The sequence below is a fragment of the Streptomyces termitum genome (assembly GCF_014650175.1).
GTDB classification, from domain to species: domain Bacteria; phylum Actinomycetota; class Actinomycetes; order Streptomycetales; family Streptomycetaceae; genus Streptomyces; species Streptomyces termitum.
In genome coordinates this window covers 222,201-244,724 of record NZ_BMUL01000003.1, presented here as the reverse complement: position 1 = coordinate 244,724, position 22,524 = coordinate 222,201, and the positions used below count along the sequence as shown (strand labels likewise).

Below are 22,524 nucleotides of genomic sequence, written 5' to 3'. Positions count from 1 at the left end.
AAAGCGGAATCAGCAACCAGGCGAGCGCTGCCATCCCGACCTCCCATCCCCAGTGAGTTGATCAGCAGATCTATCATCTGTGGCTTCAACGCTCGCGGCTGGGGGGCGGTTACGCAAATCGGGCGGTCGGCTACCCCGTGTCGGCGCGCCTCCTTGCCCGGCCGAACGGACGACCGGAATCCCGCGGGGCCGGGCACGGACGGGGCCGACGGGCCCTTCGGGGCGGAGGCTCAGCAGGCCCCGACCCTCCCCCAGACTTCGTCCGGGGGGACCCCCAGCCTCGGGGCGGAAGCTCAGCAGGCCCCCACCCACTCCTCTGTGCCGTCCGAGAAGGTCTGGTGCTTCCAGATGGGGACCTCGTGCTTGAGGTCGTCGATCAGCTTCCGGCACGCCTCGAAGGCCTCGGCGCGGTGCGGGCAGGAGACGGCGACGACCACCGCGAGGTCCCCGACCCCCAGGTCCCCGACGCGGTGGACGGCGGCCAGGGCGCGGACCGGGTAGTTCGCCGCGACCTTCTCCGCGACGCGGCGCAGCTCCGCCTCGGCGCTCGGGTGGCAGGAGTAGCCGAGACCGGAGACGTCCGCCCCGCCGTCGTGGTCGCGGACGGTGCCGACGAACAGCGCCGTACCGCCCGCGGCGTCGTCGCCGACGGCCCGGAAGACCTCGTCGACCGAGAGCGGGGTGTCACGGATCGCGAGCAGCTTGATCGGGTCGTCCGCGGCCCGCTCGCCGGGGTGGTCGTGCGTGGTGGTCATGGGTTCATGGTGCCGTACGCCTCCGACATCCCGGAATAGCGCTTTCGCCCGGGCGCGGTGGACCCCGCTAGGAGGGTCCTACAGGCCCGGAAGGGCGACAGGGGCCGGGGAGCGGGTCCTACAGGCCGCGCCGCTTGCGCATCTGCCGGACCAGGGCCGCCGTGCCCAGCAGGGCCACCGTGGCGCCCGCCGCACCGGCCGCCGTGGCGTCCTTGCGGCCGAGGCGGCGGCCCGCGACCGTGTGCCGGCCCTGGACCTCCTCCAGGAGCGCCGCGAGGACCTCCTCGTTGGTCCACTTCGGCCGCCAGCCCGCGTCGTGGAGGCGGCCGACGCTCACCACCCAGGGGTGCATGGTGTAGGCGAGGTCGCCCGCCGGGGACGGGGTGAGGCCGATCCGGTGGAGCCGGGCGGCGGCGCCGAGGGCGACCGCCGAGGGCAGCTCCATGCGCCGGATGCCCGACAGCTCCTCGACCTCCTCCTGCTCCAGCCAGCCCTCGCAGCCGACCGCGAACTCCCCCTCGACCTTCTCCAGGGCCGCGTACTCCAGGGCGCTGACCAGGTCGTCCACGTGGCAGAACTGCCAGGTGGGGCGGGAGCCGGCGACGACGAGGAGCCGGGGCGACTCGAAGTAGCGGGTCAGCGCCGTGTCCGTGCCGCCGACGAGGACGGCCGGGCGGACCACGGTCACGTGGAGCCCGGGGTGGGCGCGCGGGGCGCGGCGGCCGAGCCGTTCGACCTCCAGGAGGTCGCCGACGCCGGTGGCCTCGGCGGTGGCCCGCAGCTCGGCGTCCTCGGAGAGCGGGATGTCGTTGTCGGGCAGGGCCCCGTAGACCATCGTCGAGGTGCAGAGCACGACCCGGTGGACGCCGGCCGCCGCGGCGGCGGTGAGGACCGTCTGCGTGCCGCGCACGTTGTAGGCCGTCCGGGCGGCGGGATCGGTCTCCAGGTCGAGGTCCACGGCGAGGTGGACGACGACGTCGGCGCCGCGCAGCTTCTCGGCGATGGCCGGATCGCGCACGTCGAGGACGTGCCACCGGGCCTCCTCCACCTCGCCGCGCCGCTCGTCGATGGCGAGGACCTGCCTGACCTCCTCCGAATCGGCGAGTCGCCTGGTCAGAAGGGCTCCGACGCCGGTGGCGGCGCCGGTGACCGCGACGACGGGCCCGCGCGCGGCGGACCGGGTTGAGTGGTTTCGCGCTCCGCGAACCTGCGGATCTGGGGAACTCACCGACCGTCTCCAGTGGTTGTCTTCAGTACGCACGCGGATGACGCGTACGTACCAGGTGACGTCCATCCTGCCGCAGGGCACGGCCCGGCGGAGACATGAGCCCATATCCGACCCGGATGTCTACGCTGGTGTTGTGCAGCGGGCAGTCGCCGCCGGCAGAGGCCGGCGGCCCTAGGAGCCGAGGAAACCTGTGAGTGACACCCCATTCGGATTCGGCCTTCCGCCGGAGGAGCCGGAGGACGGCGACGAAGGCAAGAAGAAGGACCCCGCCGGAGGTGGCCAGGGGTCCGGCGGCCAGGGCAACCCGTTCGGGGCTAACCCGTTCGGCTTCGCCCTGCCCGGCATGGGCGGCCAGGGCGGCGCGGACAATCCGTTCGCCGCGATGTTCGGGTCGATGAACCCGACGGACCTGGGCGCGGCCTTCCAGCAGCTCGGGCAGATGCTCAGCTACGAGGGCGGTCCCGTGAACTGGGACATGGCCAAGCAGATCGCCCGCCAGGTGGTGGCCCAGGGCACCGCCGACGGGGTGAAGGACGCCAGCGTGGGCCCGGCCGAGAAGTCCGCCGTCGAGGAGGCGGTCCGCCTCGCCGACCTGTGGCTGGACCAGGCCACCTCGCTGCCCTCCGGGGCGAACACGGCGGTGGCGTGGAGCCGCGCCGAGTGGGTCGAGGCGACCCTCCCGGCGTGGAAGGAGCTGGTGGACCCGGTCGCCGAGCGGGTCGGCACGGCCATGGGCGACGTGCTGCCGCAGGAGATGCAGGCCATGGCGGGCCCGCTGATCGGCATGATGCGGTCGATGGGCGGCGCCATGTTCGGCCAGCAGATCGGGCAGGCCATCGGCGCGCTCGCGGGCGAGGTCGTCGGCTCGACCGACGTCGGCCTGCCGCTCGGCCCGGCCGGCCGGGCCGCGCTGCTCCCGCTGAACGTGGAGTCCTTCGGCAAGGACCTGGGCGTGCCCTCCGACGAGGTGCGGCTCTACCTGGCCCTGCGCGAGGCCGCCCACCAGCGCCTCTTCGCGCACGTGCCGTGGCTGCGGGCGCACCTCTTCGGCGCGGTCGAGTCGTACGCGCGCGGGATCAAGGTCGACACCTCGAAGCTGGAGGAGGCCGTCTCCCAGCTCGACCCGACCCATCCGGAGCAGCTCCAGGAGGCATTGCAGTCCGGCATGTTCCAGCCGCAGGACACGCCCGAGCAGAAGGCGTCGCTCGCCCGGCTGGAGACGGCGCTCGCGCTGGTCGAGGGCTGGGTGGACGCGGTGGTGCACGCCGCCGCGAAGCCCCGGCTGACCTCGGCGGACGCGCTGCGCGAGACGCTGCGCCGGCGCCGGGGCACCGGGGGGCCCGCGGAGCAGACCTTCGCCACCCTGATCGGTCTGGAGCTGCGCCCGCGTCGGCTGCGGGACGCCTCGCGGCTGTGGGCCTCGCTCACCGACGCGCGCGGGGTCGACGGCCGCGACGCGCTGTGGGAGCACCCCGACATGCTGCCGACGGCGACCGACCTCGACGACCCGGACGGCTTCGTCCACCGCGAGCAGCTGGACTTCTCCGAGCTGGACAAGCTGCTCGGCGAGGCCGCCGAGGGCAAGGCCGAGGGCAAGGCCGACGGCAAGAAGGACGACCAGGGCGAGGACGGTTCCGGAGAGTGACCCTGTACGACGACGCGGTCCTCGTCCTCAAGGGGTACGAGGGCCAGCCGGAGCTGCGCGACCTCTATCTGGCGCACCTGGCGGAGCATCCCGGCGGTCTGTACAAGCCGTGCTCGGCGGGGCACCTGACCGGCAGCGCGCTGGTGGTCGACCCCTCGCGGGGCCGGGTGCTGCTGACCCTCCACAAGAAGCTGAACATGTGGCTCCAGATGGGCGGCCACTGCGAGGAGGGCGACGCGACGCTCGGGGCGGTGGCGCTGCGCGAGGCGGCGGAGGAGTCGGGCATGGCCGGGCTGAGCCTGCTGCCGGGCGGCCCGGTGCGGCTGGACCGGCACCCGATCCCGGCGCCCTGCCACTGGCACCTGGACGTGCAGTACGCGGCGCTGGCCCCGGCGGACGCGGTGGAGCGGATCAGCGAGGAGTCGCTGGACCTGCGGTGGTTCGCGTACGACGAGGTGGCGGCGGTGGCCGACACCTCGGTGGTGCGGCTGCTGGAGGGCACGCTGGCCCGGCTGTGAGCGGGACGCGAGGAGGGCCCCCGGTCTCCCGGGGGCCCTCCTCACGTCCGTGCCCGGCGGTCAGTTCCAGGCGTTGTTCTGGTTCTGGCCGTGGGCGCCCTGCTGGCCGACGCCCCACTGGGCGGCGACGCCCTGGCCGATGACCGCGTTCTGCGGCGGCATGATCTCGCTGGGCTGGACGAGGGCGAAGCCCTGGCCGAGGAAGCTCAGCTCCCAGCCCTCGCCGGTGCTGCCGCGCCGGCTGCGGACGCTGCTGCTGTGCGTCTGGGCCTGCATCTGGACCCGCAGCGAGGTGGACCAGGCGACGATCGCGTCGGCGTCGGCGCTCACGTACTTCTCCGGGGTGACCTGGAGCATCAGCGGCTGGCCCGAGGTCATCAGGGCGACCTTGCCGCGGCCGGTGATGTTGAGCTGGTACTTGCCGGTACCGGAGACGCCGTACTGGCTGTCGACGGCGATGGCCTCGGTGTGCAGGCTGGAGTCGAGCGCGAGCACGTAGGCGCTGTCCACGGTGAGGCCCTCCTGCTCGACCTCGACGACGTGGATGTACTGGGCGAGGTTGGCGAAGTAGACCGTGCCCTGGCCGGAGCAGCGCATCAGGTCGAGGCCCTCGCCGGTGCGGGCGCGGGCCTGCCGCTGGGTGCCGCTCTGGTACTCGCCGTCGAAGTCGACGAGTCCCTGGTAGGCGACCATGGCGCCCTTGCGGGCGAGGACGTCGTCGTGGCCGGTGAGGGCGACCCGCAGGAGCTGCGGGTTCTGGACGACGTACCGCTCCTGGCTCTGCTGCTCGGCGTGGTTGAAAAGCGGGCTCTGCATGATGTGTTCTCGCTTCCCCTCAGCCCCGGGCCCGCAGGCGGTCGGTGCTGTCCTCGCTCGGCTGTACGACGACGATTCCCTGGCCGGAGAAGGCCATCTGGTACGCCTCGCCGCTGCCCCGTCCGATCAGGGAGCCGGCCTTGAAGCTGCGCTTGCCCTTGACCTTGAGCTGCGGCGACCAGGCGACGAGCGCGTCGGGGTCGACGTAGGTCTCGTCCTCGCCGCGGCCGCAGTCGACGACGATGGGGGTGCCGCGCGAGGTGAGCGCGACCCAGCCGGTACCGGCGATCCCCACGTTGAACAGGCCCTGGCCGGCGAACTTGGCGAGGCCCTTGACCCGCTCGACGCCCCACTGGAGGTGGGCGTCGAGGGCGAGGAGGTTGGTGCCGTTGACGGAGATCGCGTCGTTCTGGAGGTTGATCACGACGACGTCGGCGCCGTAGTCGGCGAGGTAGAGCAGGCCGTCGCCGGTGCACTTCATGAGCGGCGCGCCCTCGCCGGTGATCCAGTCGCGGGCGATCTGGCGGACGGCGGGCGGGTTGGGCTCGTAGCTGATGAAGCCCTCGTAGGCCACCATCGAGCCGGACCGGGCGTAGAGGTCCTGGCCGGTCGCCATGGCGACCTTGAGCATGCTGTGGCCGTGGTTCTCCATACGGGCCGCGATGGGGGTCGGGGCGTAGCCCGCGAGTTGCTGGTTCATGGTGCCGGGCTCCCTCAGACCTCGTACGGCTGGACGACGATGAAGTTTCCGGGGGCGCCCCGGAACTGGAGGTTCACGGTCTCCCCGCTGTGGCCGGGGTAGGCGTTGCGCCGGAGCCGGACCTGGCTGGAGAGGATGACCTGCGAGGCGGCCGACCAGGCGACGACGGCGTTGCAGTCGGCGAAGGTGGTCGGGGTGACCGGCAGGACGACGGGGACGCCGTGGGTCTTCACGACCACGGTGCCGGTGCCCTGGAACTGCATGGTGAACAGGGCGCCGCCGGGGATGCCGTGGCCCTCGATGCGGCGGACCTCGTACTGGAGGGACTCGTCGAAGGCGAGCACGTTCTCCGCGGAGACGCAGATGGCGTCGCCCTGGAGCTCGATCGGGTGCAGGTGGGTGCCGTTCTCCGCGAGGAAGACCTGGCCGCGGCCGGTGCAGCGCATGAGCTGCATCTCCTGGCCGGTGGCGTTGCCGACGATGCGGCCGGCGAATCCGGCGCCCTTGTAGGAGAAGTCGACCTTGCCCTGGTACATGACCATGGAGCCCTGGCGGGCGAGGACGGGGGTGCCGCCCATGCCGAGGTCGACCCGCATGAGCTGCTGGTTCTGCGGCGCCCAGCGGACTCCGGTGGGGGTCTCCTTGTACGGGGAGAGCGCGGCGGCGAGGCCGGCGCCGGCGGCCGGAACGCCCTGCGGGACGCCCTGGGGCGCCTGCCCGTAGGGGGCCGGCTGGCCGTAGGGGGCCTGCGGGACCTGCTGCCCGTAGGAGGGCTGCTGGCCGTAGGGCGGCGGGGTCTGGCCGTACGGGGCCTGCGGCGGCTGGCCGTAGGGGGCGCCGTGCGGCGGGGTCTGGCCGGGGACCTGCCCGTAGGGGGCCTGCGGGGGTTGCCCGTACGGTCCGGGGGCGCCCGGTGCGGGGGCCGGCGGCGGCACCGGGGCCGGGGCGAGCGGCGCGACCATGGTCGGCTGGGAGTGCACCGGCTGCGGGGCGGGCGGCGGGGTCGGCGCCTGCGTGGTGCCGAAGGCCGGGGCCGGGGCGGGCGGCGGCGGGGCACCGAAGGACGGTGCCGGAGCCGGTGCCGGGGCGGGCGCGGGGGCCGGGGCGGCGGGGGCGCCGAAGGCCGGGGGCGCGGCGGCCTGGGCGGGCGCGCCGAAGCCGGGGGCGGCCTGCTGCGGCGCGGCCGGGGCCGGGGCGGCGGGCTCCTCCTCCAGGACCTCGCCGCCGAAGTTCCGCAGCAGCGCTTCCAGGCCGCCGTCGAAGCCCTGGCCGACGGCGGCGAAGCGCCACACGTCCTTCAGGTAGAAGTCGCCGAGCATGACGGCGCGCTCGGTGGAGAACTCCGCTCCGGTGAAGGCGTACCGGGCGACCTCCTCGCCGCCCGCGACGATCCGGATCCAGCCGGGCCCGACCTGCGACATCTGGCCGTCGCCGTCGATGGTGGCGGTGAAGGAGAGCTTCTGGATCCGCGGGGGGATCCGGTCGAGGGTGACCCGGAAGGACTCGGTGTCCCCGGCCTGCGCCCCGAGCAGCTGGACGGACTCCTCCGGGGTCTTCGGCTGGTTGAAGAAGACGAAGTACCGGTCGTCGGACAGGCGCTCGTCGGCGTCGAGCCCGAAGCAGCTGATGTCGAAGGTCAGCCCGGGAGCGGCGATCTGCACGCCCACGTACAGATCGGTGCCCGCGGTCAGATCACTGATCCTGGCCTTGTGGCCGCGTTGGAATTCCCTGGCCATGCGTAACGACCGTCCCCCATCCCGATGGCGAATGTTCGCGCCAGGCTAACCGCTGTCACCGACATTGAGACAGCGCGGGCCGATTTCGGTACGGAATCGGGAAACCGGACGTCAGGTCGCCGCTCCGTCGTCCGGCGGGGCCGGGAGACGGGCCGCGCCGGCCGCTCCCTCAAGGTAGCCGCGGGCCCGCTCGGTGCGCGGGTACGCCTCCAGGAGCCGCCAGAATCCGGGGCCGTGACCGGGCACGAGGAGGTGCGCCAGCTCGTGCAGGAGGACGTAGTCGACGACGTACTCGGGCATCTCCCGGAGCCGGTGGGAGAGCCGGATGCTGCCCTCGGCGGGGGTGCAGGAGCCCCAGCGGCTGTTCTGGTTGGTGACCCATCGCACGGTGGCGGGGCGGGCCCGGCCGTCGAGGTACTGGGCGGAGAGGCGGGCGGCGCGGGCGGCGAGTTCGGCGTCGCCGGGGGTGCGGCGGCGCTCCCGGTCCCGCTCCTTGGCGGCGAGCTTCTCCAGCATCACCCCCACCCAGCGGCGCTCCTCGGCCTCGGACATCCGGGCCGGGACGAGGACGATCGTGCGGTCGCCCTCGCGGTAGGCGGAGACGGAGCGGGTGCGGCGGGCGCTGCGCCGGATCTCGACCTCTCCGGTGCCCGGGGCGGGGTCGGCGAGGCGGGGGCTGGGGTCGGCTGACACGCCTCCGACGGTACCCGCCGCGCCGGGTCCGGACTCCGCACCCGGCCATGCCTTCGTGTGATTGATACGACTTACGCGAGGGCCTGTGGACAACTTTCGGCGGCTTTCCGCGCCGCCGGGCAGCCTGGTCACGGAGGCCCGGACCGGCGCGCGGCGCGGTCCCCGTCTCCCGACGATCTTCACAAGAGCGAAAGCGGAAAGGCGGGGGCGGGGATGCGACCGATGGTGAAACCGGCGCTGCGCCGGGCGTGGCGGAGCCTGTCGTGCGCGCAGTACGGGGTGACGCCCGCCCACGCGGTGGTGCTGGATCCGGTGGACGCGGCGACGGGCCGGCTGCTGGGGCTGATGGACGGCACGCGCGGCACCGAGGCGCTGCGGACCGAGGCGGAGGCGCTGGGCCTGCCGGAGGGGCGGGTGGACTCGCTGGTCGGGCGGCTCGCCGAGGCGGGGCTGCTGGTGGAGGCCGGGGCCGGGCGGCCGGGGCGGGCCGGGCCGGAGGCGGGGGCGGTGGACACGGCGCTGGATCCGCTGCGGGCGGACCTCGCCGCGCTGTCGGTGGTGTGCGCGGAGCCGGACGGGGCGCTGCGGAGACTGGCGGCCCGGCGGGAGCGGCGGGTGCGGGTGCGGGGCGCCGGGCGGGTGGGCGCGATGGTGGCGGCGCTGCTCACGGCGGCCGGGGTCGGCGGGGTGGAGGTGGTGGACGGGGGCCGGGTCGAGCCGTGGGAGACGGCGCCGGGCGGGCTGCCGGCCGAGGCGGTCGGCGAGCGGCGGGTGGCGGCGGTGCGGCGGCTCGCGGGGTGCTGGGCGCGCGGCCCGGTGACCGCGCGGCGGGCGGGCGGCGGGCGCGGGGACGCCCGGGTGTCACTGGTGGTGGTCGCGCCCCGGGACGGTCTGGCGGCGCTGGTGCCGGATCCGGTGACGGCGGAGCCGTGGATGGCGGCGGGGGTCCCCCATCTGTACGCGGGGACGGTGGAGGCGACGGGGCTGGTGGGCCCGCTGGTGCTGCCGGGCGGGACGGCGTGCGCGCGGTGTCTCCAGGAGGAGGCGACGGACCGGGATCCGGCGTGGCCCCGGTTGCTGGCGCAGTGGCGTTCGGGTGCGCCGCGGTCGCTGCCGGCCGGGGAGGTGGCGCTGTCGGCGGCGGTGGCGGGGCTGGCCGCCGGGCACGCGCTGGCCTTCCTGGACGGGGAGCTTCCAGCCAGTACGGGGGTGCGGTGGGAGGCGGCGCTGCCGTCGCTCGGGTGGCGGTCCGAGCGGCTGGTGCCGCATCCGGCCTGTCCCTGCGGGGCCGCGCGCGGCAGGGTGGGGGTGGGCGTCCCGGTGGTCGGGGGGCACGGTCCACAATGACGGCGCACCGCCCTGCGCGGCACGGCGGTCTGGGAATTGGAGGGGCGCATGTCTGATCTTCCCCGGAAGGCGGTCACCCGGACCGCCAAGTTGGCCGCGTTGCCGCTGAGTTTCGCGGGCCGCGCGACCTGGGGCCTGGGCAAGCGGATCGGCGGCAAGTCGGCCGAGTTCGTCGCCCGGGAGCTCCAGGAGCGCACGGCCGAGCAGCTGTTCAAGGTCCTCGGGGAACTGAAGGGTGGCGCCATGAAGTTCGGCCAGGCCCTGTCGGTCTTCGAGTCGGCGCTCCCGGAGGAGCTCGCCGGGCCCTACCGGGCGGCCCTGACGAAACTTCAGGAGGCGGCGCCGCCGATGCCGGTGCGGGCGGTGCACGCGGTGCTGGAGGAGCGGCTCGGGCCGGAATGGCGGGATTCGTTCCTGGAGTTCGAGGACAAGCCGGCGGCGGCCGCCTCGATCGGGCAGGTGCACCGGGCGGTCTGGCACGACGGGCGCGAGGTCGCGGTGAAGGTGCAGTACCCGGGTGCCGGGGAGGCCCTGCTGTCGGACCTGACGCAGCTCGGCCGCTTCGCCCGGCTGCTCGGGCCGCTGCTGCCGGGGATCGAGGTGAAGCCGCTCCTCGCCGAGCTGCGGGAGCGGGTGGCGGAGGAGCTGGACTACGCCCTGGAGGCGCGGTCCCAGCGGGAGCACGCCGAGGTCTTCACGGACGATCCGGACGTGGTGGTGCCGGCGGTGGTGCACCAGGCGGAGCAGGTCCTGGTGACGGAGTGGCTGGAGGGGGTGCCGCTGTCGGAGGTGATCGCGGACGGCGGGCAGGAGGAGCGGGACCGGGCCGGTCAGCTCCTCGCCCGGTTCCTCTTCTCGGGCCCGGCCCGGACGGGGCTGCTGCACGCCGACCCCCATCCGGGGAACTTCCGGCTGCTGCCCGCCGCCGACGGGTCGGACGATCCGGCGGGGCTGCGGCTCGGGGTGCTCGACTTCGGCACGGTGGACCGGCTGCCCGGCGGGCTGCCGGAGACGATCGGGCCCTGCCTGCGGATGGCGCTGGCCGGGGAGGCCGAGGAGGTGTACGCGCTGCTGCGGGCGGAGGGCTTCGTGAAGGAGTCGGCGGCGCTCGACCCGGAGGAGGTCCTGGAATACCTGCTGCCGATCATCGAGCCGGCCGAGGCGGAGTCCTTCGTCTTCACCCGGGGCTGGATGCGGACGCAGGCGGCCCGGCTCGCCGACCCCCGCTCCCCCGCGCACCAGCTGGGCCGGCAGCTGAACCTGCCGCCCTCGTACCTGCTGATCCACCGGGTGACGCTGAGCACGATCGGGGTGCTGTGCCAGCTGAACGCGTCGGTCCGGCTGCGGGAGGAGCTGACGGCCTGGCTGCCCGGCTTCGACGCGGCCCAGGGGGTTTCCGGCGGAGCTTCGTAGGCCCGCGGAGATCCGCCGGACAGGCCCCGAGAGGTTTCCCTCCGGGGCGGTCGGGGCCGGGTCACCACCAGGAGGAGTCGAGACGGCCCTCGATGGCCCGGAGGTGGGTGCGCGCGCACTCGTCGCAGAAGTACCGTCTGCGGCCGTCCTCGACGGAGCAGGTCCAGGTGAGCGGGAGGGGGTCGGCGGTCCTGCCGCAGCGCGCGCAGGCCACGGGCTCCTCCGTGGGGCGGGGGTCGTTCACCCGGGTGACGATAACCCGGCGGGGCCGTCGCGGCGGGGCAACGCACCGCGGGGGCCGGTCCGTTCGGACCGGCCCCCGCGGTGACGCCCGGTGGGGCGTCGTCAGTGCATGACGGCCATGGCGAGCGCGCGGCGGGCACGCAGCGAGACGCGCTCGGCGCGGCGCTGCATGCGCCGGGCGGCGACCAGGCGCACGGCCTGGCGTTCCGCGTCGGCCTCACGCCGGCGCTCGTGCATATGCGCACGGGCCAGCGCTTCTGGGATGAGTTGCATGTCACGGGTCCTGTTCTGGTGCAGGGCGAGGGCCCCGGCGGTGGAGAGATCGGGGGTAGCGGAGCCGGTGGGCTCGGTGGCGGGCATGGTCATCGGGGCCTGCTTCTGGGGATCGTGCGTCAGGGGGTGATCGATGGTTCCGGTGACGTTCATGCCGCGACCGGGTTCTTGCGCGGACGGCCGCGGGGCCGCTTGCGGGCCACGACGACACCCTGGACGAACAGCTCGCCACCCCAGACACCCCAGGGCTCGCGGCGCTCCTTGGCACCGGCGAGGCAGGCGGCGACCAGCGGGCAGGTCTTGCAGAGGGACTTGGCGTACTCGACGTCGGCCGGGGACTCCGCGAAGAAGACCTCGGGGTCGTAGGCACGACAGGGAACCGGGACGCCGAGGTTCTCGATGGCGTCGTCGAGCGCGGTGAGCGCGGTGAGGGGGGTCAAGGTGTGGTCCTCCGTGGAGCCGGACGGGGGGATCGTGTCGGAGTGCGGTACGGACGGGGCGTGCGCTTCGAGTTGCACGGGTGTCTTTTCCTCGTCTGGTCGTTTCCGGCCGGTCGGCCGGGTCTTCGGCTGGTACCGGGTTCTCTTGTCCCGAGGCCCCTTCGTCCCGTCCTCCCCGTTCGGGGAAAACAGAAGGGCCGCGGATCCCGGGTGGGGTTCCGCGGCCCTGAAGGCGCCGGCCTGATCCTGGATCAGGCTGGATCACTCCAGGGTTCGAGCCCACGGAAGGCCCACATCGTGTGGTGCTGCGTCGTCTGCTTGCCGGCACCGGCCGCTCCGAAGCCATAGGCCGCGAATCCGGCCTTGCCTTCTGCCACCCGTGCCTTGGTCGGTCGCTCAGCGTGCTCATTGACAGCCTTGCCGCGGCCGGACAGACCGGTGACGGGCAGACCAGTGGCGGGCAGACCGCTGCCAAGGAGATCGAAGGCGGAGAAGCCGAGCGAGCAGGCGGAGACGACCGAGCGATCGGTCATTTTGGCGGTGCTGGCGGTGCTGATGTTGATGATGCTGATCACTGGAATCGCCTCCTCTCGGCGTCTCGGAGGGTTCGGGTGTGAGCCGGACCCTCGATGTTCATTTGGACAAGTACACCACGAAGGCCGGGCTTCTATGAAGCCGCCGTCGCGTGGTTAAGAACCTATGGGGCTTGACGGGGCGGGCGCAAACTATTTTTCCCACGAGTTTCGCTCAGTCTCCCTCCGCGCCCGCCGCACCCTCCTCACCTGCGCAGATGGCGAGGACCTCGGTTCCGAAGCGGTCGAGCTTGCGGGCTCCGACGCCGGCGATCACGGCCAGCTCGCCACCGGTGGCGGGGACGCGTTCGGCGATGGCCATGAGGGTCTTCTCGGTGAAGACGCAATAGGCGGGCTGGCCGAGGCCCCGGGCCCGCTCGTCGCGCCACGCGTGCAGGCGCTCGTACAGGCCCTCGTCCATGTCGGAGGGGCAGTCCTCGCAGCGGAGCAGTTTCATCGCCCCGGCCTCGGTGAGGGTGGTGCCGCAGACCCGGCAGCGGACCGGTCCGCGCGGGCGGCGGCGGGCGGCGGTGCCGCCCGGTCCCGGGCCGCCGCCGCGCTCGATGCCGCCGGCGCCGCCGAGGACGGTCCCGGCGGTGCGGCCGGAGCCGGGGCGCAGGCCCTGGAGGAAGCGGCTGGGGCGGCGGGTGGCACGGCCGCCCGGGGAGCGGGAGAGCGACCAGGAGAGCGTGAGGTGGACGCGGGCCCGGGTGACGCCCACGTAGAGCAGGCGGCGCTCCTCCTCCAGCTGCTCGTCGGTCTTGGCGTAGGTGATCGGGAGCATGCCGTCGGTGAGGCCGACCAGGAAGACGGCGTCCCACTCCAGGCCCTTGGCGGCGTGCAGCGAGGCGAGGGTGACGCCCTGGACGGTGGGGGCGTGCTGGGCGGCGGCCCGCTCGTCGAGTTCGGCGACGAGGTCGGAGAGGGTGGCGCCGGGGCGGGCGGCGGCGAAGTCGTCGGCGAGCCGGGCGAGGGCGGCGAGCGACTCCCAGCGGTCCCGGACGGCGCCGGAGCCGGCCGGGGGCTCGCTCCGCCAGCCCTGGCCGGAAAGCACTGCCCGCACCTGGGCGGGGAGGTCGTCGGCGCCGTCGAGCAGGGAGTCGTTGGCGCCGAAGCGGGCGGCGCCGCGCAGGGCCGCGCCCGCCTCCCGTACCTCCTGGCGCTCGAAGAAGCGCTCGGCGCCGCGCAGCTGGTAGGGCACGCCCGCGTCGGCGAGGGCCTGCTCGTAGATCTCCGACTGGGCGTTGATCCGGTAGAGGACGGCGATGTCGCCGGCCGGGACGCCGGCGGCGATCAGGTCGCGGACCCGGCGGGCGGTGCCCTCGGCCTCGGCGGGCTCGTCGGCGTACTCGGTGTAGACCGGCTCGGGGCCGCGCTCGCGCTGGGAGACCAGTTCCAGGCGGTGGTCGGCGGCCCGGCCGCGGGCCTGGTTCAGCAGGCCGTTGGCGAGGTGGACGACCTGGGGGGTGGAGCGGTAGTCGCGGACCAGCTTGACGACGGTCGCCCCGGGGTGGCGGGTGCGGAAGTCCAGCAGGTGGTCGGGGGTGGCGCCGGTGAAGGAGTAGATGGTCTGGCTCGCGTCGCCGACCACGCAGAGGCTGTCCCGCTCGCCGAGCCACAGCTCCAGGAGGCGCTGCTGGAGGGGGGAGACGTCCTGGTACTCGTCGACGACGAAGTGCTGGTACTGGCGGCGGATCTGCTCGGCGATGTCGTGCCGGTCCTGGAGGATGCCGACGGTGAGGAGCAGCACGTCCTCGAAGTCGATGACCGTGCGCTCGCCCTTGAGCTGCTCGTACATCGCGTAGAGCTGGCCGAGCTCGGCCGGGTCGCGGGGGGCGTCACGGCCGGAGCGGGCGACGGCGGCCGGGTAGTCGGCGGGGACGGTCTGGGTGACCTTGGCCCATTCGATCTCGGAGGTCGCGTCGCGCAGCTCGTTGCGGTCGAGGCGGATGCGGCAGCGGGCGGCCGCCTCGGCGACCAGCTGGACCTTGCGCTCCAGGAGCCGGGGCAGCTCGCCGCCGATCGCTTTCGGCCAGAAGAACTGGAGCTGGCGGAGGGCCGCGGAGTGGAAGGTGCGGGCCTGGACCCCGCCCGCGCCGAGCTGCCGCAGCCGGCCGCGCATCTCGCCCGCGGCGCGGTTGGTGAAGGTGACGGCGAGGACGCTCGCGGGGGGCAGCACGCCGGCCCGCACCCCGTAGGCGATCCGGTGGGTGATCGCCCGGGTCTTGCCGGTGCCGGCGCCGGCGAGGACGCACACCGGGCCGCGCAGGGCCAGGGCGACCTCGCGCTGCTCCGGATCGAGCCCTTCGAGGACCGCGTCGGCGGTCTCCGGGACGCGAGGGAAGAGGGAGGGGTGCGTTGCTGCTGTCACTCCGCCATGCTGCCAGGTCCGGGCCGGACGGCGCGGCCCGTCGTCCACAGGCCGGGGGCCGTGGTCACACGATCACACCGGTCGGGGGCCGGGGCTGTGGACAAGAGCCGGGATCGGGCCGGGGCCGGAGGCCGGGCCGGGGTCAGGACCGGGACCGGGGGCGGAGACCGGGCGGGGCCGGAGGCCGGGCCGGGGTCAGGACCGGGCCGGGGCCGGGGGCCGGGGGGCGGGACCGGATCCAGGACCGAGGGCGGGGGCCGGGATGACGGGGATCACCCCGGGGTGCGGGAATGGGCGGGGTGGTGGCGTACGTTCTGTCTTCGGCACCCATCCCGAACCAGAGGAGCGCCTGGCCATGCAGGGCACCGTGACGATGTACAGCACCGAGTGGTGCGGCTACTGCCGCCGGCTGAAGGGCCAGCTGGAGCGCGAGGGCATCGCGTACACCGAGATCAACATCGAGCACGACCCGGCGTCGGCCGCCTTCGTCGAGCAGGCCAACGGCGGCAACCAGACCGTCCCGACCGTCCGCGTCGTGCCCGCCTCCGGCGACGCCGAGGTCGTCATGACCAACCCGAGCCTGGCCCAGGTCAAGCAGGCGCTCGGCGTCTGACCGCGCCCCCGCGAAGGGCCCCCGGCCGCACCGGCCGGGGGCCCTTTGTCAGTGCCGCCCGCTAGCGTGCGGCGCATGGACATCAACGATCCGCAGGACGTGGGCGCGGCCTTCTGGGCGCAGGTCCAGGGCTTCACCCCGGTCGAGGGGCCGGCCGCGCCGGACACCCCGCTCGGCCGCCTCCAGGCGTTCTCCGCCGTGCACGGCAGTGAGAAGCTGACCGTCGAGCACGTCAGAGCCGCGATCGAGGGGCTCCCGCTGCCGCCGCCCGCCGGGGCGTAGCGGCGGCGGGCCGGGTCAGACCACGTCGCCGGGCTTGGGGAGCGGCTTGCCGTACCAGAGCTCGATCAGGCGCGAGGCGATCGAGATGCCGTACGGCGGCAGCAGCTCGCCCGAGGCGAAGCCGGCCTCCATGTCCTCCCGGGAGAACCAGCGGGCCTCGTGGATCTCCTCGCCGTCCACCTCGATCTCCGGGGAGGTGGCCCGCGCGAAGAAGCCCAGCATCAGGCTGGCCGGGAAGGGCCACGGCTGGCTGGCGACGTACTCCACCTCGCCGACGGTGACGCCCGCCTCCTCGAAGACCTCCCGGACCACCGCGTGCTCGATCGACTCGCCCGGCTCCACGAAGCCGGCCAGCGTCGAGAAGCGGCCCTCCGGCCAGTGCACCTGGCGGCCCAGGAGCGCCCGGTCCCGGTCGTCGGTGACCAGCATGATCACGGCCGGGTCGGTGCGCGGGTAGTGCTCGGCGCCGCAGACCGGGCAGCGGCGGACGTGCCCGGCCGCCGCGATCACCGTGCGCTCGCCGCAGCGCGAGCAGAAGCGGTGCAGCCGCTGCCAGTTCTCCAGCGCGACCGCGTGGGTCATCAGGCCCGCGTCGCGCGGCGACAGGAGCATCCCGGCCTCCCGCAGTCCGGCCGGGCGGGCCGACTGGTCCATGCGGCCGGGCAGCGAGTCCTTCTGGAGCGCGAAGTACGACACCCCGTCGGTGTCGGTGCCGAGGAAGTACCGGTGCGTCTCGGTCATCGGCGCCTCGAACGCCGGGGTCGTCACGATCTCCGTGGTGCCGTCGGGGCGGTCGTCGATCAGCACCTGGCCGCCGGAGACCACGAACACGCGCGTGGTCGGGTGGCTCCAGGCCGCCGCCAGCCACGCCTCGTCGAGCCGGTGGTGGGCGGCGCGGTCGATCCCGCTCGGGGCGGTGAGCGGGATCGGGCGGTCCGCGGACGCGTCGTTCAAGGTGCTCACAGGTGCTTCCAACTCCCCCGGATCGGTGTCATGGGTACGGCGGTGCGGCTCGGCGGTCAGCGCCCGGCGGCCCGCAAGGCGGCCGGCAGCTCGCCCCACAGGTACGCGGTCGTCTCCACGCCCTTCATCAGGAGGTCCAGCTCGACCTTCTCGTTCGGGGCGTGCCAGCCGTCGGAGGGGACCGAGATGCCCAGGAAGAGGACGGGCGCGTCCAGGACGTCCTGGAGGTCGGCGGCCGGTCCCGAGCCGCCCTCGCGCGTGTAGCGGACCGGGGCCCCGTCGAAGGCCCGGCTCATCGCGCCAGCCACCGCCGCGAGCGCCGGGTGGCCGAGCGGGGTGAGGCAGGGCCGGGTCGGGGCGCCGAAGGCCACCTCGTACCGGATGCCGGCGGGCACCAGGCCGGCCAGCCACTCCCGTACCAGCGTCTCGATCCGGTCCGGGTCCTGGCCCGCGACCAGCCGGAACGACAGCTTGAGGTGGGCGGAGGCGGGCACGATCGTCTTGCCGCCGGGGCCCTGGTAGCCGCCGCCGAGGCCGTTGACCTCGGCGGTCGGGCGGGCCCAGACCCGCTCCAGGGTCGAGTACCCGGCCTCGCCGAGGGTGCCGTGGGACCTGGCGGTGCGCAGCCACTCGGCCTCGTCGAAGGGCAGTTCGGCGACGAGCCGCCGCTCGGCCTCGGTGAGCTCCGCCACCCCGTCGTAGAAGCCGGGGACCGCGACCCGCTCGTCCGCGTCGTGCAGGGCGGCGACGATCCGGCCCGCGACGGTCGCCGGGTTGGGCACGGCGCCGCCGAAGGAGCCGGAGTGGATGTCCTGGTCGGGGCCGTACAGGTCGATCTCGCAGTCGGCGACCCCGCGCATGCCGGTGCAGACGGTCGGCGTGGTCTCGGACCACATGCCGGTGTCGGAGACGACGACCGCGTCGGCGGCGAGCCGCCCGGCGCGCTCCTCGACGAGGGCCCGGAAGTGCGGCGAGCCGGACTCCTCCTCGCCCTCCACCAGCAGCTTGAGGTGGACGGCGGGGGCGGTGCGGCCGGTGGCGGCGAGGTGGGCGCGGACGCCGAGGGTGTGGAAGAGGACCTGTCCCTTGTCGTCGGCCGCGCCCCGCGCGTACATCCGGCCGTCGGCGACGACCGGCTCGAAGGGGTCGGTGTGCCAGCCGTCCTCGCGGGCGGCGGGCTGCACGTCGTGGTGGCCGTAGACCAGCACGGTCGGGGCGTCCGGGTCCTCGGACGGCCACTCGGCGAAGACGGCGGGGGCGCCGGGCGTCTCCCACACCTCGACGGTGGCGAAGCCGGTGTCCTCGAGGGCGGCGGCGAGCCACTCGGCGCTGCGCCGGACGTCCCCGGCCCGCTCGGGCTGCGCGGACACGGACGGGATGCGCAGCCAGTCGGCCAGGTCGCCGAGGAAGGCGGCGCGGTGCGCCTCGATGTACGCGCGCACGGGCTGGACGACGCTGTCCGGGGTCTCGCTCATGCTCCCGAGCCTATCCGGCGCCGGGCGGTGCTCCGCCCTCGGAGTGCTCCCCGCCCAGCAGGATCGCCTCCAGGGCGGCCCGGCCGGGCAGCCGGGCCGGGCGGGCCACCTCGCCGGTCCGCACGTACACGAAGGCGGCGGCGACGTCCTCCGGGTCCAGGCCGTGCCGCTCGGCCCAGGCCAGCCGGTACAGGGCGAGCTGGAGGGGGTCGGCGCTCCGGTGCCGGCTGGTCTTCCAGTCGACGATCTCGTACGCGCCGGTCTCCGGGTCCCGGTAGACGGCGTCGATCCGGCCCCGGACCACCCGGCCCGCGAGGGTGAGGTGGACGGGGACCTCCAGCCGGTACGGGGTGCGGTGGGCGTACGGGGTGCGGGCGAAGGCCGCCTTGAGCTCCTCCAGGTCCCGCTCGTCGGTGATCTCCGGCTCGCCCGCGAACTCCTCGCCGCCGGGCAGCTCGTCCGGGCCGAGGAAGGGCAGCGGCAGTTCCTCGAAGCGGGACTCCACCCAGGCGTGGAAGCGGGTGCCGCGCCGGGCGGCGGGCTGCGGCGGCTTCGGCATCGGCCGGGCCAGCTCCTGGGCGAAGCCGTCCGGGTCCTCGGCGAGGCGGAGGACCTGGGAGGCGGAGAGGTACGGGGGCAGCAGGACGTCCCGGGTGGTGGCGCGGGAGCGGCGCAGCTCCTCGGTGAGGGCGGTGAGGTCGCGGTCCCAGGAGGCGATCGTGCGCAGCTCCTCGGGGGTGAGCTCGTGCCGCCGGGGGTGCGGGACGGAGTGGCCGGGGTTCTCGTCGGTCCCGTCCGCGTCGGCCCCGTCCCCGGTGTCCCGGGGCTCCTCCCCCGGGTCGTCGGGCAGCCAGAGGTCCTCGGTGCCCTGCTCCGGATCGGGCCGTGGTGCCGGCTCCGGGTCCCGGTGCGGGGCGCGGAGCCTGGCGCGTACGGCCTCGGCGGCGTCCCGGCGGCGTCCCATCGCCTCGTCGTCGAGGGGCAGCGGCCAGGGCAGGTCCCGGTCGGCCGCGGCGAGGAGGGGGTTCTCGTCGCCCTTCTCCGGGGCGTCCGCCCAGACCTCGATGTCGCCGTGGCCGCGCTCGCAGTGCTCGTACAGGGCGGTCATGAAGGCCGACGGGCCGCGGGGGCGCTTCTGGGACGGGCCCCACCAGTGGGCGGAGCCGAGGAGGAGGGTGCGGGGGCGGGTGAAGGTGACGTAGCCGAGGCGCAGCTCCTCGGTGTGCTGGTGCTCGGCCATGGCCGCCTTGTAGGACTTCATGGCGGCGGCGGTCCAGGCGTCCAGGTCCGGGAGGGTGGCGGCGTCGCCGCGCAGGCCGTGCGGGAGGACCTGCGGCTGGGAGGTCCAGGACTCGCGCGCGCGGGCGGACGGGAACTGGCCGGTGACCAGGCCGGGGACGGCGACGACGTCCCACTCCAGGCCCTTGGACTTGTGCGCGGTGAGGACCTTCACGGTGTTCTCGCCGCCCGGGAGGGCGTTGTCGAGGCCCTTCTCGAACTGGGCGGCGGTGCGCAGGAAGCCGAGGAAGGCGAGCAGGCCGGCCTCGCCGTCGAGGGAGGCGAAGCGGGCGGCGACGTCGAGGAAGTTGCCGAGGGTCTCGCGGCGGCGGGCGGCCAGGGCGTGCGGGGAGGCGGAGAGCTCGACCTCCAGGCCGGTGACGGCGAGGACCCGGTGCAGGACGTCCATCAGCGGGTCGGCGAGGGAGGCGCGCAGGGAGCGGAGCTCGGCGGCGAGGCGGGCGAAGCGGACCCGGGCCTCGGCGGAGAAGGGCAGGCCGTCCTCGGGGTGGCCGGCCGCGTCGAGGAAGGTGTCGAGGGCGTCGGCGAGGGAGACCACCTCGGCGGGGTCGACGCCCTCGACGGCGGCGGCGAGCCGCTGCCCGGGGTCGGCGTCCGGCCCGGCCCGGTGGACGAGGAGACGGGCGCGGCGGCCGAGGAGGGCGAGGTCGCGGGGGCCGATGCGCCAGCGGGGGCCGGTGAGGAGGCGGACCAGGGAGGCGTTGGCCCCCGGGTCCTGGAGGACCTCGCAGACGGCGACGAGGTCGGCGACCTCGGGGAGGTGGAGGAGGCCGGAGAGGCCGACGACCTCGACGGGCACGTCCCGGGCGACGAGGGCGGCGTGGATCGCGGGGAAGTCTCCGGCGGTGCGGCACAGGACGGCCATGGAGCCGGGCTCGCGGCCGGTGCGGACGAGGTGGGCGAGGGAGTCGGCGAGCCAGTCGATCTCCTCCCCGTGGGTGGGCAGGAGGGCGATCCGGACGGTGCCGTCGGCCTCGGCGCCGGGGGCGGGACGCAGCGCCTCCACGCCCTCGTGCATCGCGCGCAGCGGCGCGGCGAGGCCGTTGGCGAGGGTGAGGAGGCGGCCGCCGCTGCGCCGGTTCTCGGAGAGCGACTGGCGGGTGGCGGGGGTGCCGTCGGCGTGCGGGAAGTGCTCGGGGAAGTCGTCCAGGTTGGCGACGGAGGCGCCGCGCCAGCCGTAGATGGCCTGGCAGGGGTCGCCGACGGCGGTGACGGCGTGGCCGGTGCCCTGGCCGAAGAGGCCGGAGAGGAGGAGCCGCTGGGCGACGGAGGTGTCCTGGTACTCGTCGAGGAGGACGACGCGGAACTCGTCGCGCAGGAGCGCGCCGACCTCGGGGCGGGTGGTGGCGAGCCGGGCGGAGAGGGCGATCTGGTCGCCGAAGTCGAGGAGGTCGCGGGAGCGCTTGGCGGCGCGGTAGCGGTCGACGAGGCCGGTCAGTTCGCGGCGGGCGGCGGACGCCTCCGGGAGCTTGCGCAGGTCGTCGTTGGTGAGCCTGGCGGCGGCGAGCGCGTCGAGGAGCCCGGCGTCGTGCGCGAGGAGGTCGGCGGGCTCGACGAGGTGCTCGGCCAGCTCGGCGTCGAGGGCGAGGAGGTTCTCGACGAGGGCGGGGAAGGACTTGGTGAGCGCGGGGTACGGGCCGGGGGCCTCGCGCAGCACGCGCGCGGCGAGCTGGAAGCGGGTGGCGTCGGCGAGCAGCCGGGAGGTCGGTTCGAGGCCGATGCGCAGGCCGTGGTCGGTGAGGAGCTGCCCGGCGAAGGCGTGGTACGTGGAGATGCGGGGCTCGCCCGGCAGGTAGGAGGGGTCGGCGGGCACCGGTGCCGTCGGGGGGTGGGGGCCGGACGGCGGGCGGGCGGGCTCCACCGGGTCGGGGTCGGTGACGCCGGCCCGGACCAGGGCGGTGCGGACGCGCTCGGCGAGTTCGCCGGCCGCCTTGTTGGTGAAGGTGAGGCCGAGGACCCGCTCGGGGGCGACCTGGCCGGTGCCGACCAGCCACACCACCCGGGCCGCCATCACCGTGGTCTTGCCGGACCCCGCTCCGGCCACGATGACCTGCGGGGCGGGCGGCGCGACGACGCACGCCATCTGCTCCGGGGTGAAGGGGATGCCGAGCAGCTCCTTGAGCTGCTCGGGGTCGGTGAGGCGCGCGGTCACCCGGAAAGGGTAGTCGGACGGTCGGACATTCCGGATTCCGGACGGGGACGGGGCCGGGGGCCGGTGTACGGGACCGGGGTCGCGGGCCCCGGGGTCGCTCACGGGCCCCGGCCCCGGGGTCAGGCGGCGGTGCCGGTGCCCGTGTCGTCGAGGCGGGAGAGGTCCAGGGTCTGGTCGGCGGGCGGGGCGGTGACCTTCACCGGGCGGCCGAAGTCGGAGAGCGCGAGGGAGCCGGGCTCGGAGCCGCCGGCGCGGACGATCCGCAGGAGGTACGGGGTGCCCTCGGCGGCGACGGAGAGGGTGGTGGTGACGCCGCCGGGCCGGTGGGCGACGAGGGTCGCCACGGGGGTGCCGGCGATTTCGTCGTCGGGGCCCCGGGTGAGGTCGCGCCGGGCGGCGCGGTCCCGGTCGAGGCCGGTGAGGAGGGAGCCGATGTCGCAGACGCCGCTGAGGTCGTCGCTGCCGGCCTGGCCGGGGGCGATCTTGATCCAGCGGCCCCGGACGAGTTCGACGGTGGGCGCGATCTGTGCCTCGGGCACGCCCTGGGAGGCCATGGAGGAGCGCCAGAAGGCGGTGTCGCCCTTCATGTAGACGATGCCGTCGAGGCGGCGGAGTTCGGCGGTGCCGCCGCCGACCTGGATGAGGCCCTTGCAGGAGCCCCGGGAGTCGACGGAGAAGTCGACGCGGAGGGTCTGGCCGTCGGTGACGATCCGGCCGGTCATGCGCAGGGAGTCCGCGGCGCGGGTGGCGATGACGGCCCGGTCGGCGATCTGCGCGGCGGTGAGTCCCTCGAAGGGGTCCGGCGCGGCGGCCGCGGCCGCGCGGGGCGGTGCGGCGGGCGCCGCCGCGAAGGCCGCCGGGGCGGGGCCCGCGAGGGCGAGGGCCGCGCAGACGGCCGCGGTGGCGCGGAGCGTGCGGTGGTGGCGGTGGGACCTCATGCGAGCCTCCTCGTCCCCCCGTACCCCGTTCACCAGGGTCGCCCAGCGGGCG

21 protein-coding genes are annotated in these 22,524 nt (G+C 74.8%); 6 read left to right on the top strand and 15 right to left on the bottom strand.

Features of this window, described 5'->3' with window-relative positions; genetic code table 11:
• Window positions 1-293: 293 nt before the first annotated feature.
• Window positions 294-755: a molybdenum cofactor biosynthesis protein MoaE gene (locus tag IE219_RS07230; RefSeq protein WP_189975722.1), complete on the bottom strand. Its 462-nt coding sequence runs from the start codon at window positions 753-755 to the stop codon at window positions 294-296.
• Window positions 756-873: 118 nt separating this feature from the next.
• Entirely contained in the window at window positions 874-1,983 is a 1,110-nt protein-coding gene (locus tag IE219_RS07225) for an SDR family oxidoreductase (protein ID WP_189975721.1), read from the bottom strand.
• Window positions 1,984-2,173: 190 nt separating this feature from the next.
• Here IE219_RS07225 and IE219_RS07220 point away from each other — a divergent pair, with 190 nt between their 5' ends.
• Window positions 2,174-3,628: a zinc-dependent metalloprotease gene (locus IE219_RS07220; protein ID WP_189975720.1), complete on the top strand. Its 1,455-nt coding sequence runs from the start codon at window positions 2,174-2,176 to the stop codon at window positions 3,626-3,628.
• Window positions 3,625-4,146: an NUDIX hydrolase gene (locus IE219_RS07215; RefSeq protein WP_189975719.1), complete on the top strand. Its 522-nt coding sequence runs from the start codon at window positions 3,625-3,627 to the stop codon at window positions 4,144-4,146. Before IE219_RS07220 ends, IE219_RS07215 begins: the two co-directional genes overlap by 4 nt.
• A 60-nt stretch (window positions 4,147-4,206) precedes the next feature.
• Here the strand turns inward: IE219_RS07215 and IE219_RS07210 are convergent, their stop codons facing one another.
• The 4 genes from IE219_RS07210 to IE219_RS07195 all read right to left on the bottom strand — a co-directional run bounded on the left by IE219_RS07210 (window position 4,207) and on the right by IE219_RS07195 (window position 8,091).
• Window positions 4,207-4,962 carry an AIM24 family protein gene (locus IE219_RS07210; RefSeq protein WP_189975718.1) on the bottom strand — a complete coding sequence of 252 codons (756 nt, stop codon included), beginning with the start codon at window positions 4,960-4,962 and terminating at the stop codon, window positions 4,207-4,209.
• A gap of 19 nt (window positions 4,963-4,981) precedes the next feature.
• Window positions 4,982-5,662: an AIM24 family protein gene (locus tag IE219_RS07205; RefSeq protein ID WP_189975717.1), complete on the bottom strand. Its 681-nt coding sequence runs from the start codon at window positions 5,660-5,662 to the stop codon at window positions 4,982-4,984.
• Between the two features lie 14 nt (window positions 5,663-5,676).
• On the bottom strand, window positions 5,677-7,398 hold the full coding sequence (locus IE219_RS07200; protein ID WP_189975716.1) for a TerD family protein: 1,722 nt from the start codon (window positions 7,396-7,398) through the stop codon (window positions 5,677-5,679).
• 111 nt (window positions 7,399-7,509) lie between these two features.
• Window positions 7,510-8,091: a M48 metallopeptidase family protein gene (locus IE219_RS07195; protein WP_189975715.1), complete on the bottom strand. Its 582-nt coding sequence runs from the start codon at window positions 8,089-8,091 to the stop codon at window positions 7,510-7,512.
• 213 nt (window positions 8,092-8,304) lie between these two features.
• On the opposite strand from IE219_RS07195, the gene IE219_RS07190 reads away from it, so the two are divergent.
• Together IE219_RS07190 and IE219_RS07185 are read left to right on the top strand one after the other, a co-directional pair.
• Window positions 8,305-9,438 carry a TOMM precursor leader peptide-binding protein gene (locus tag IE219_RS07190; protein ID WP_189975714.1) on the top strand — a complete coding sequence of 378 codons (1,134 nt, stop codon included), beginning with the start codon at window positions 8,305-8,307 and terminating at the stop codon, window positions 9,436-9,438.
• A gap of 48 nt (window positions 9,439-9,486) precedes the next feature.
• Window positions 9,487-10,851, top strand: a complete 1,365-nt coding sequence (locus tag IE219_RS07185; RefSeq protein WP_189975713.1) for an ABC1 kinase family protein — start codon at window positions 9,487-9,489, stop codon at window positions 10,849-10,851.
• A gap of 61 nt (window positions 10,852-10,912) precedes the next feature.
• Here IE219_RS07185 and IE219_RS07180 read toward each other — a convergent pair whose 3' ends face one another.
• From IE219_RS07180 to IE219_RS07160, 5 genes are all read right to left on the bottom strand, one after another.
• Window positions 10,913-11,095, bottom strand: coding sequence for a hypothetical protein (locus tag IE219_RS07180; protein WP_189975712.1), 183 nt, complete (start codon window positions 11,093-11,095; stop codon window positions 10,913-10,915).
• A 101-nt stretch (window positions 11,096-11,196) separates the two neighbouring features.
• The gene (locus IE219_RS07175) at window positions 11,197-11,520 is read right to left on the bottom strand and encodes a putative WhiB-interacting protein (RefSeq protein WP_189975711.1); all 324 of its coding nucleotides are present in this window, start codon (window positions 11,518-11,520) and stop codon (window positions 11,197-11,199) included.
• Complete coding sequence (locus tag IE219_RS07170) at window positions 11,517-11,885, bottom strand: WhiB family transcriptional regulator (RefSeq protein ID WP_189975710.1); 369 nt, start codon at window positions 11,883-11,885, stop codon at window positions 11,517-11,519. Before IE219_RS07170 ends, IE219_RS07175 begins: the two co-directional genes overlap by 4 nt.
• Window positions 11,886-12,058: 173 nt before the next feature.
• Window positions 12,059-12,379 (bottom strand): hypothetical protein, encoded by a 321-nt coding sequence (locus tag IE219_RS07165; RefSeq protein ID WP_373298795.1) that lies wholly within the window; start codon window positions 12,377-12,379, stop codon window positions 12,059-12,061.
• A 175-nt stretch (window positions 12,380-12,554) separates the two neighbouring features.
• Window positions 12,555-14,750, bottom strand: coding sequence for an ATP-dependent DNA helicase UvrD2 (locus IE219_RS07160; RefSeq protein WP_189975708.1), 2,196 nt, complete (start codon window positions 14,748-14,750; stop codon window positions 12,555-12,557).
• 355 nt (window positions 14,751-15,105) lie between these two features.
• On the opposite strand from IE219_RS07160, the gene IE219_RS07155 reads away from it, so the two are divergent.
• Window positions 15,106-15,363 (top strand): mycoredoxin, encoded by a 258-nt coding sequence (locus IE219_RS07155; RefSeq protein WP_189975707.1) that lies wholly within the window; start codon window positions 15,106-15,108, stop codon window positions 15,361-15,363.
• Between the two features lie 75 nt (window positions 15,364-15,438).
• Window positions 15,439-15,645, top strand: coding sequence for a hypothetical protein (locus IE219_RS07150; protein WP_189975706.1), 207 nt, complete (start codon window positions 15,439-15,441; stop codon window positions 15,643-15,645).
• A 15-nt stretch (window positions 15,646-15,660) separates the two neighbouring features.
• Here the strand turns inward: IE219_RS07150 and nudC are convergent, their stop codons facing one another.
• The 4 genes from nudC to IE219_RS32225 form a co-directional block, all read right to left on the bottom strand.
• On the bottom strand, window positions 15,661-16,608 hold the full coding sequence (nudC, locus tag IE219_RS07145; protein ID WP_189975705.1) for an NAD(+) diphosphatase: 948 nt from the start codon (window positions 16,606-16,608) through the stop codon (window positions 15,661-15,663).
• A 56-nt stretch (window positions 16,609-16,664) separates the two neighbouring features.
• Window positions 16,665-18,083, bottom strand: a complete 1,419-nt coding sequence (locus IE219_RS07140) for a dipeptidase (RefSeq protein ID WP_189975704.1) — start codon at window positions 18,081-18,083, stop codon at window positions 16,665-16,667.
• A gap of 10 nt (window positions 18,084-18,093) precedes the next feature.
• A complete protein-coding gene (locus IE219_RS07135) occupies window positions 18,094-21,534 on the bottom strand; it encodes an ATP-dependent helicase (RefSeq protein WP_189975703.1) in 3,441 nt (1,146 codons plus the stop codon).
• 119 nt (window positions 21,535-21,653) lie between these two features.
• Window positions 21,654-22,472, bottom strand: a complete 819-nt coding sequence (locus tag IE219_RS32225) for a hypothetical protein (RefSeq protein WP_189975702.1) — start codon at window positions 22,470-22,472, stop codon at window positions 21,654-21,656.
• Between the last annotated feature and the right edge of the window lie 52 nt (window positions 22,473-22,524).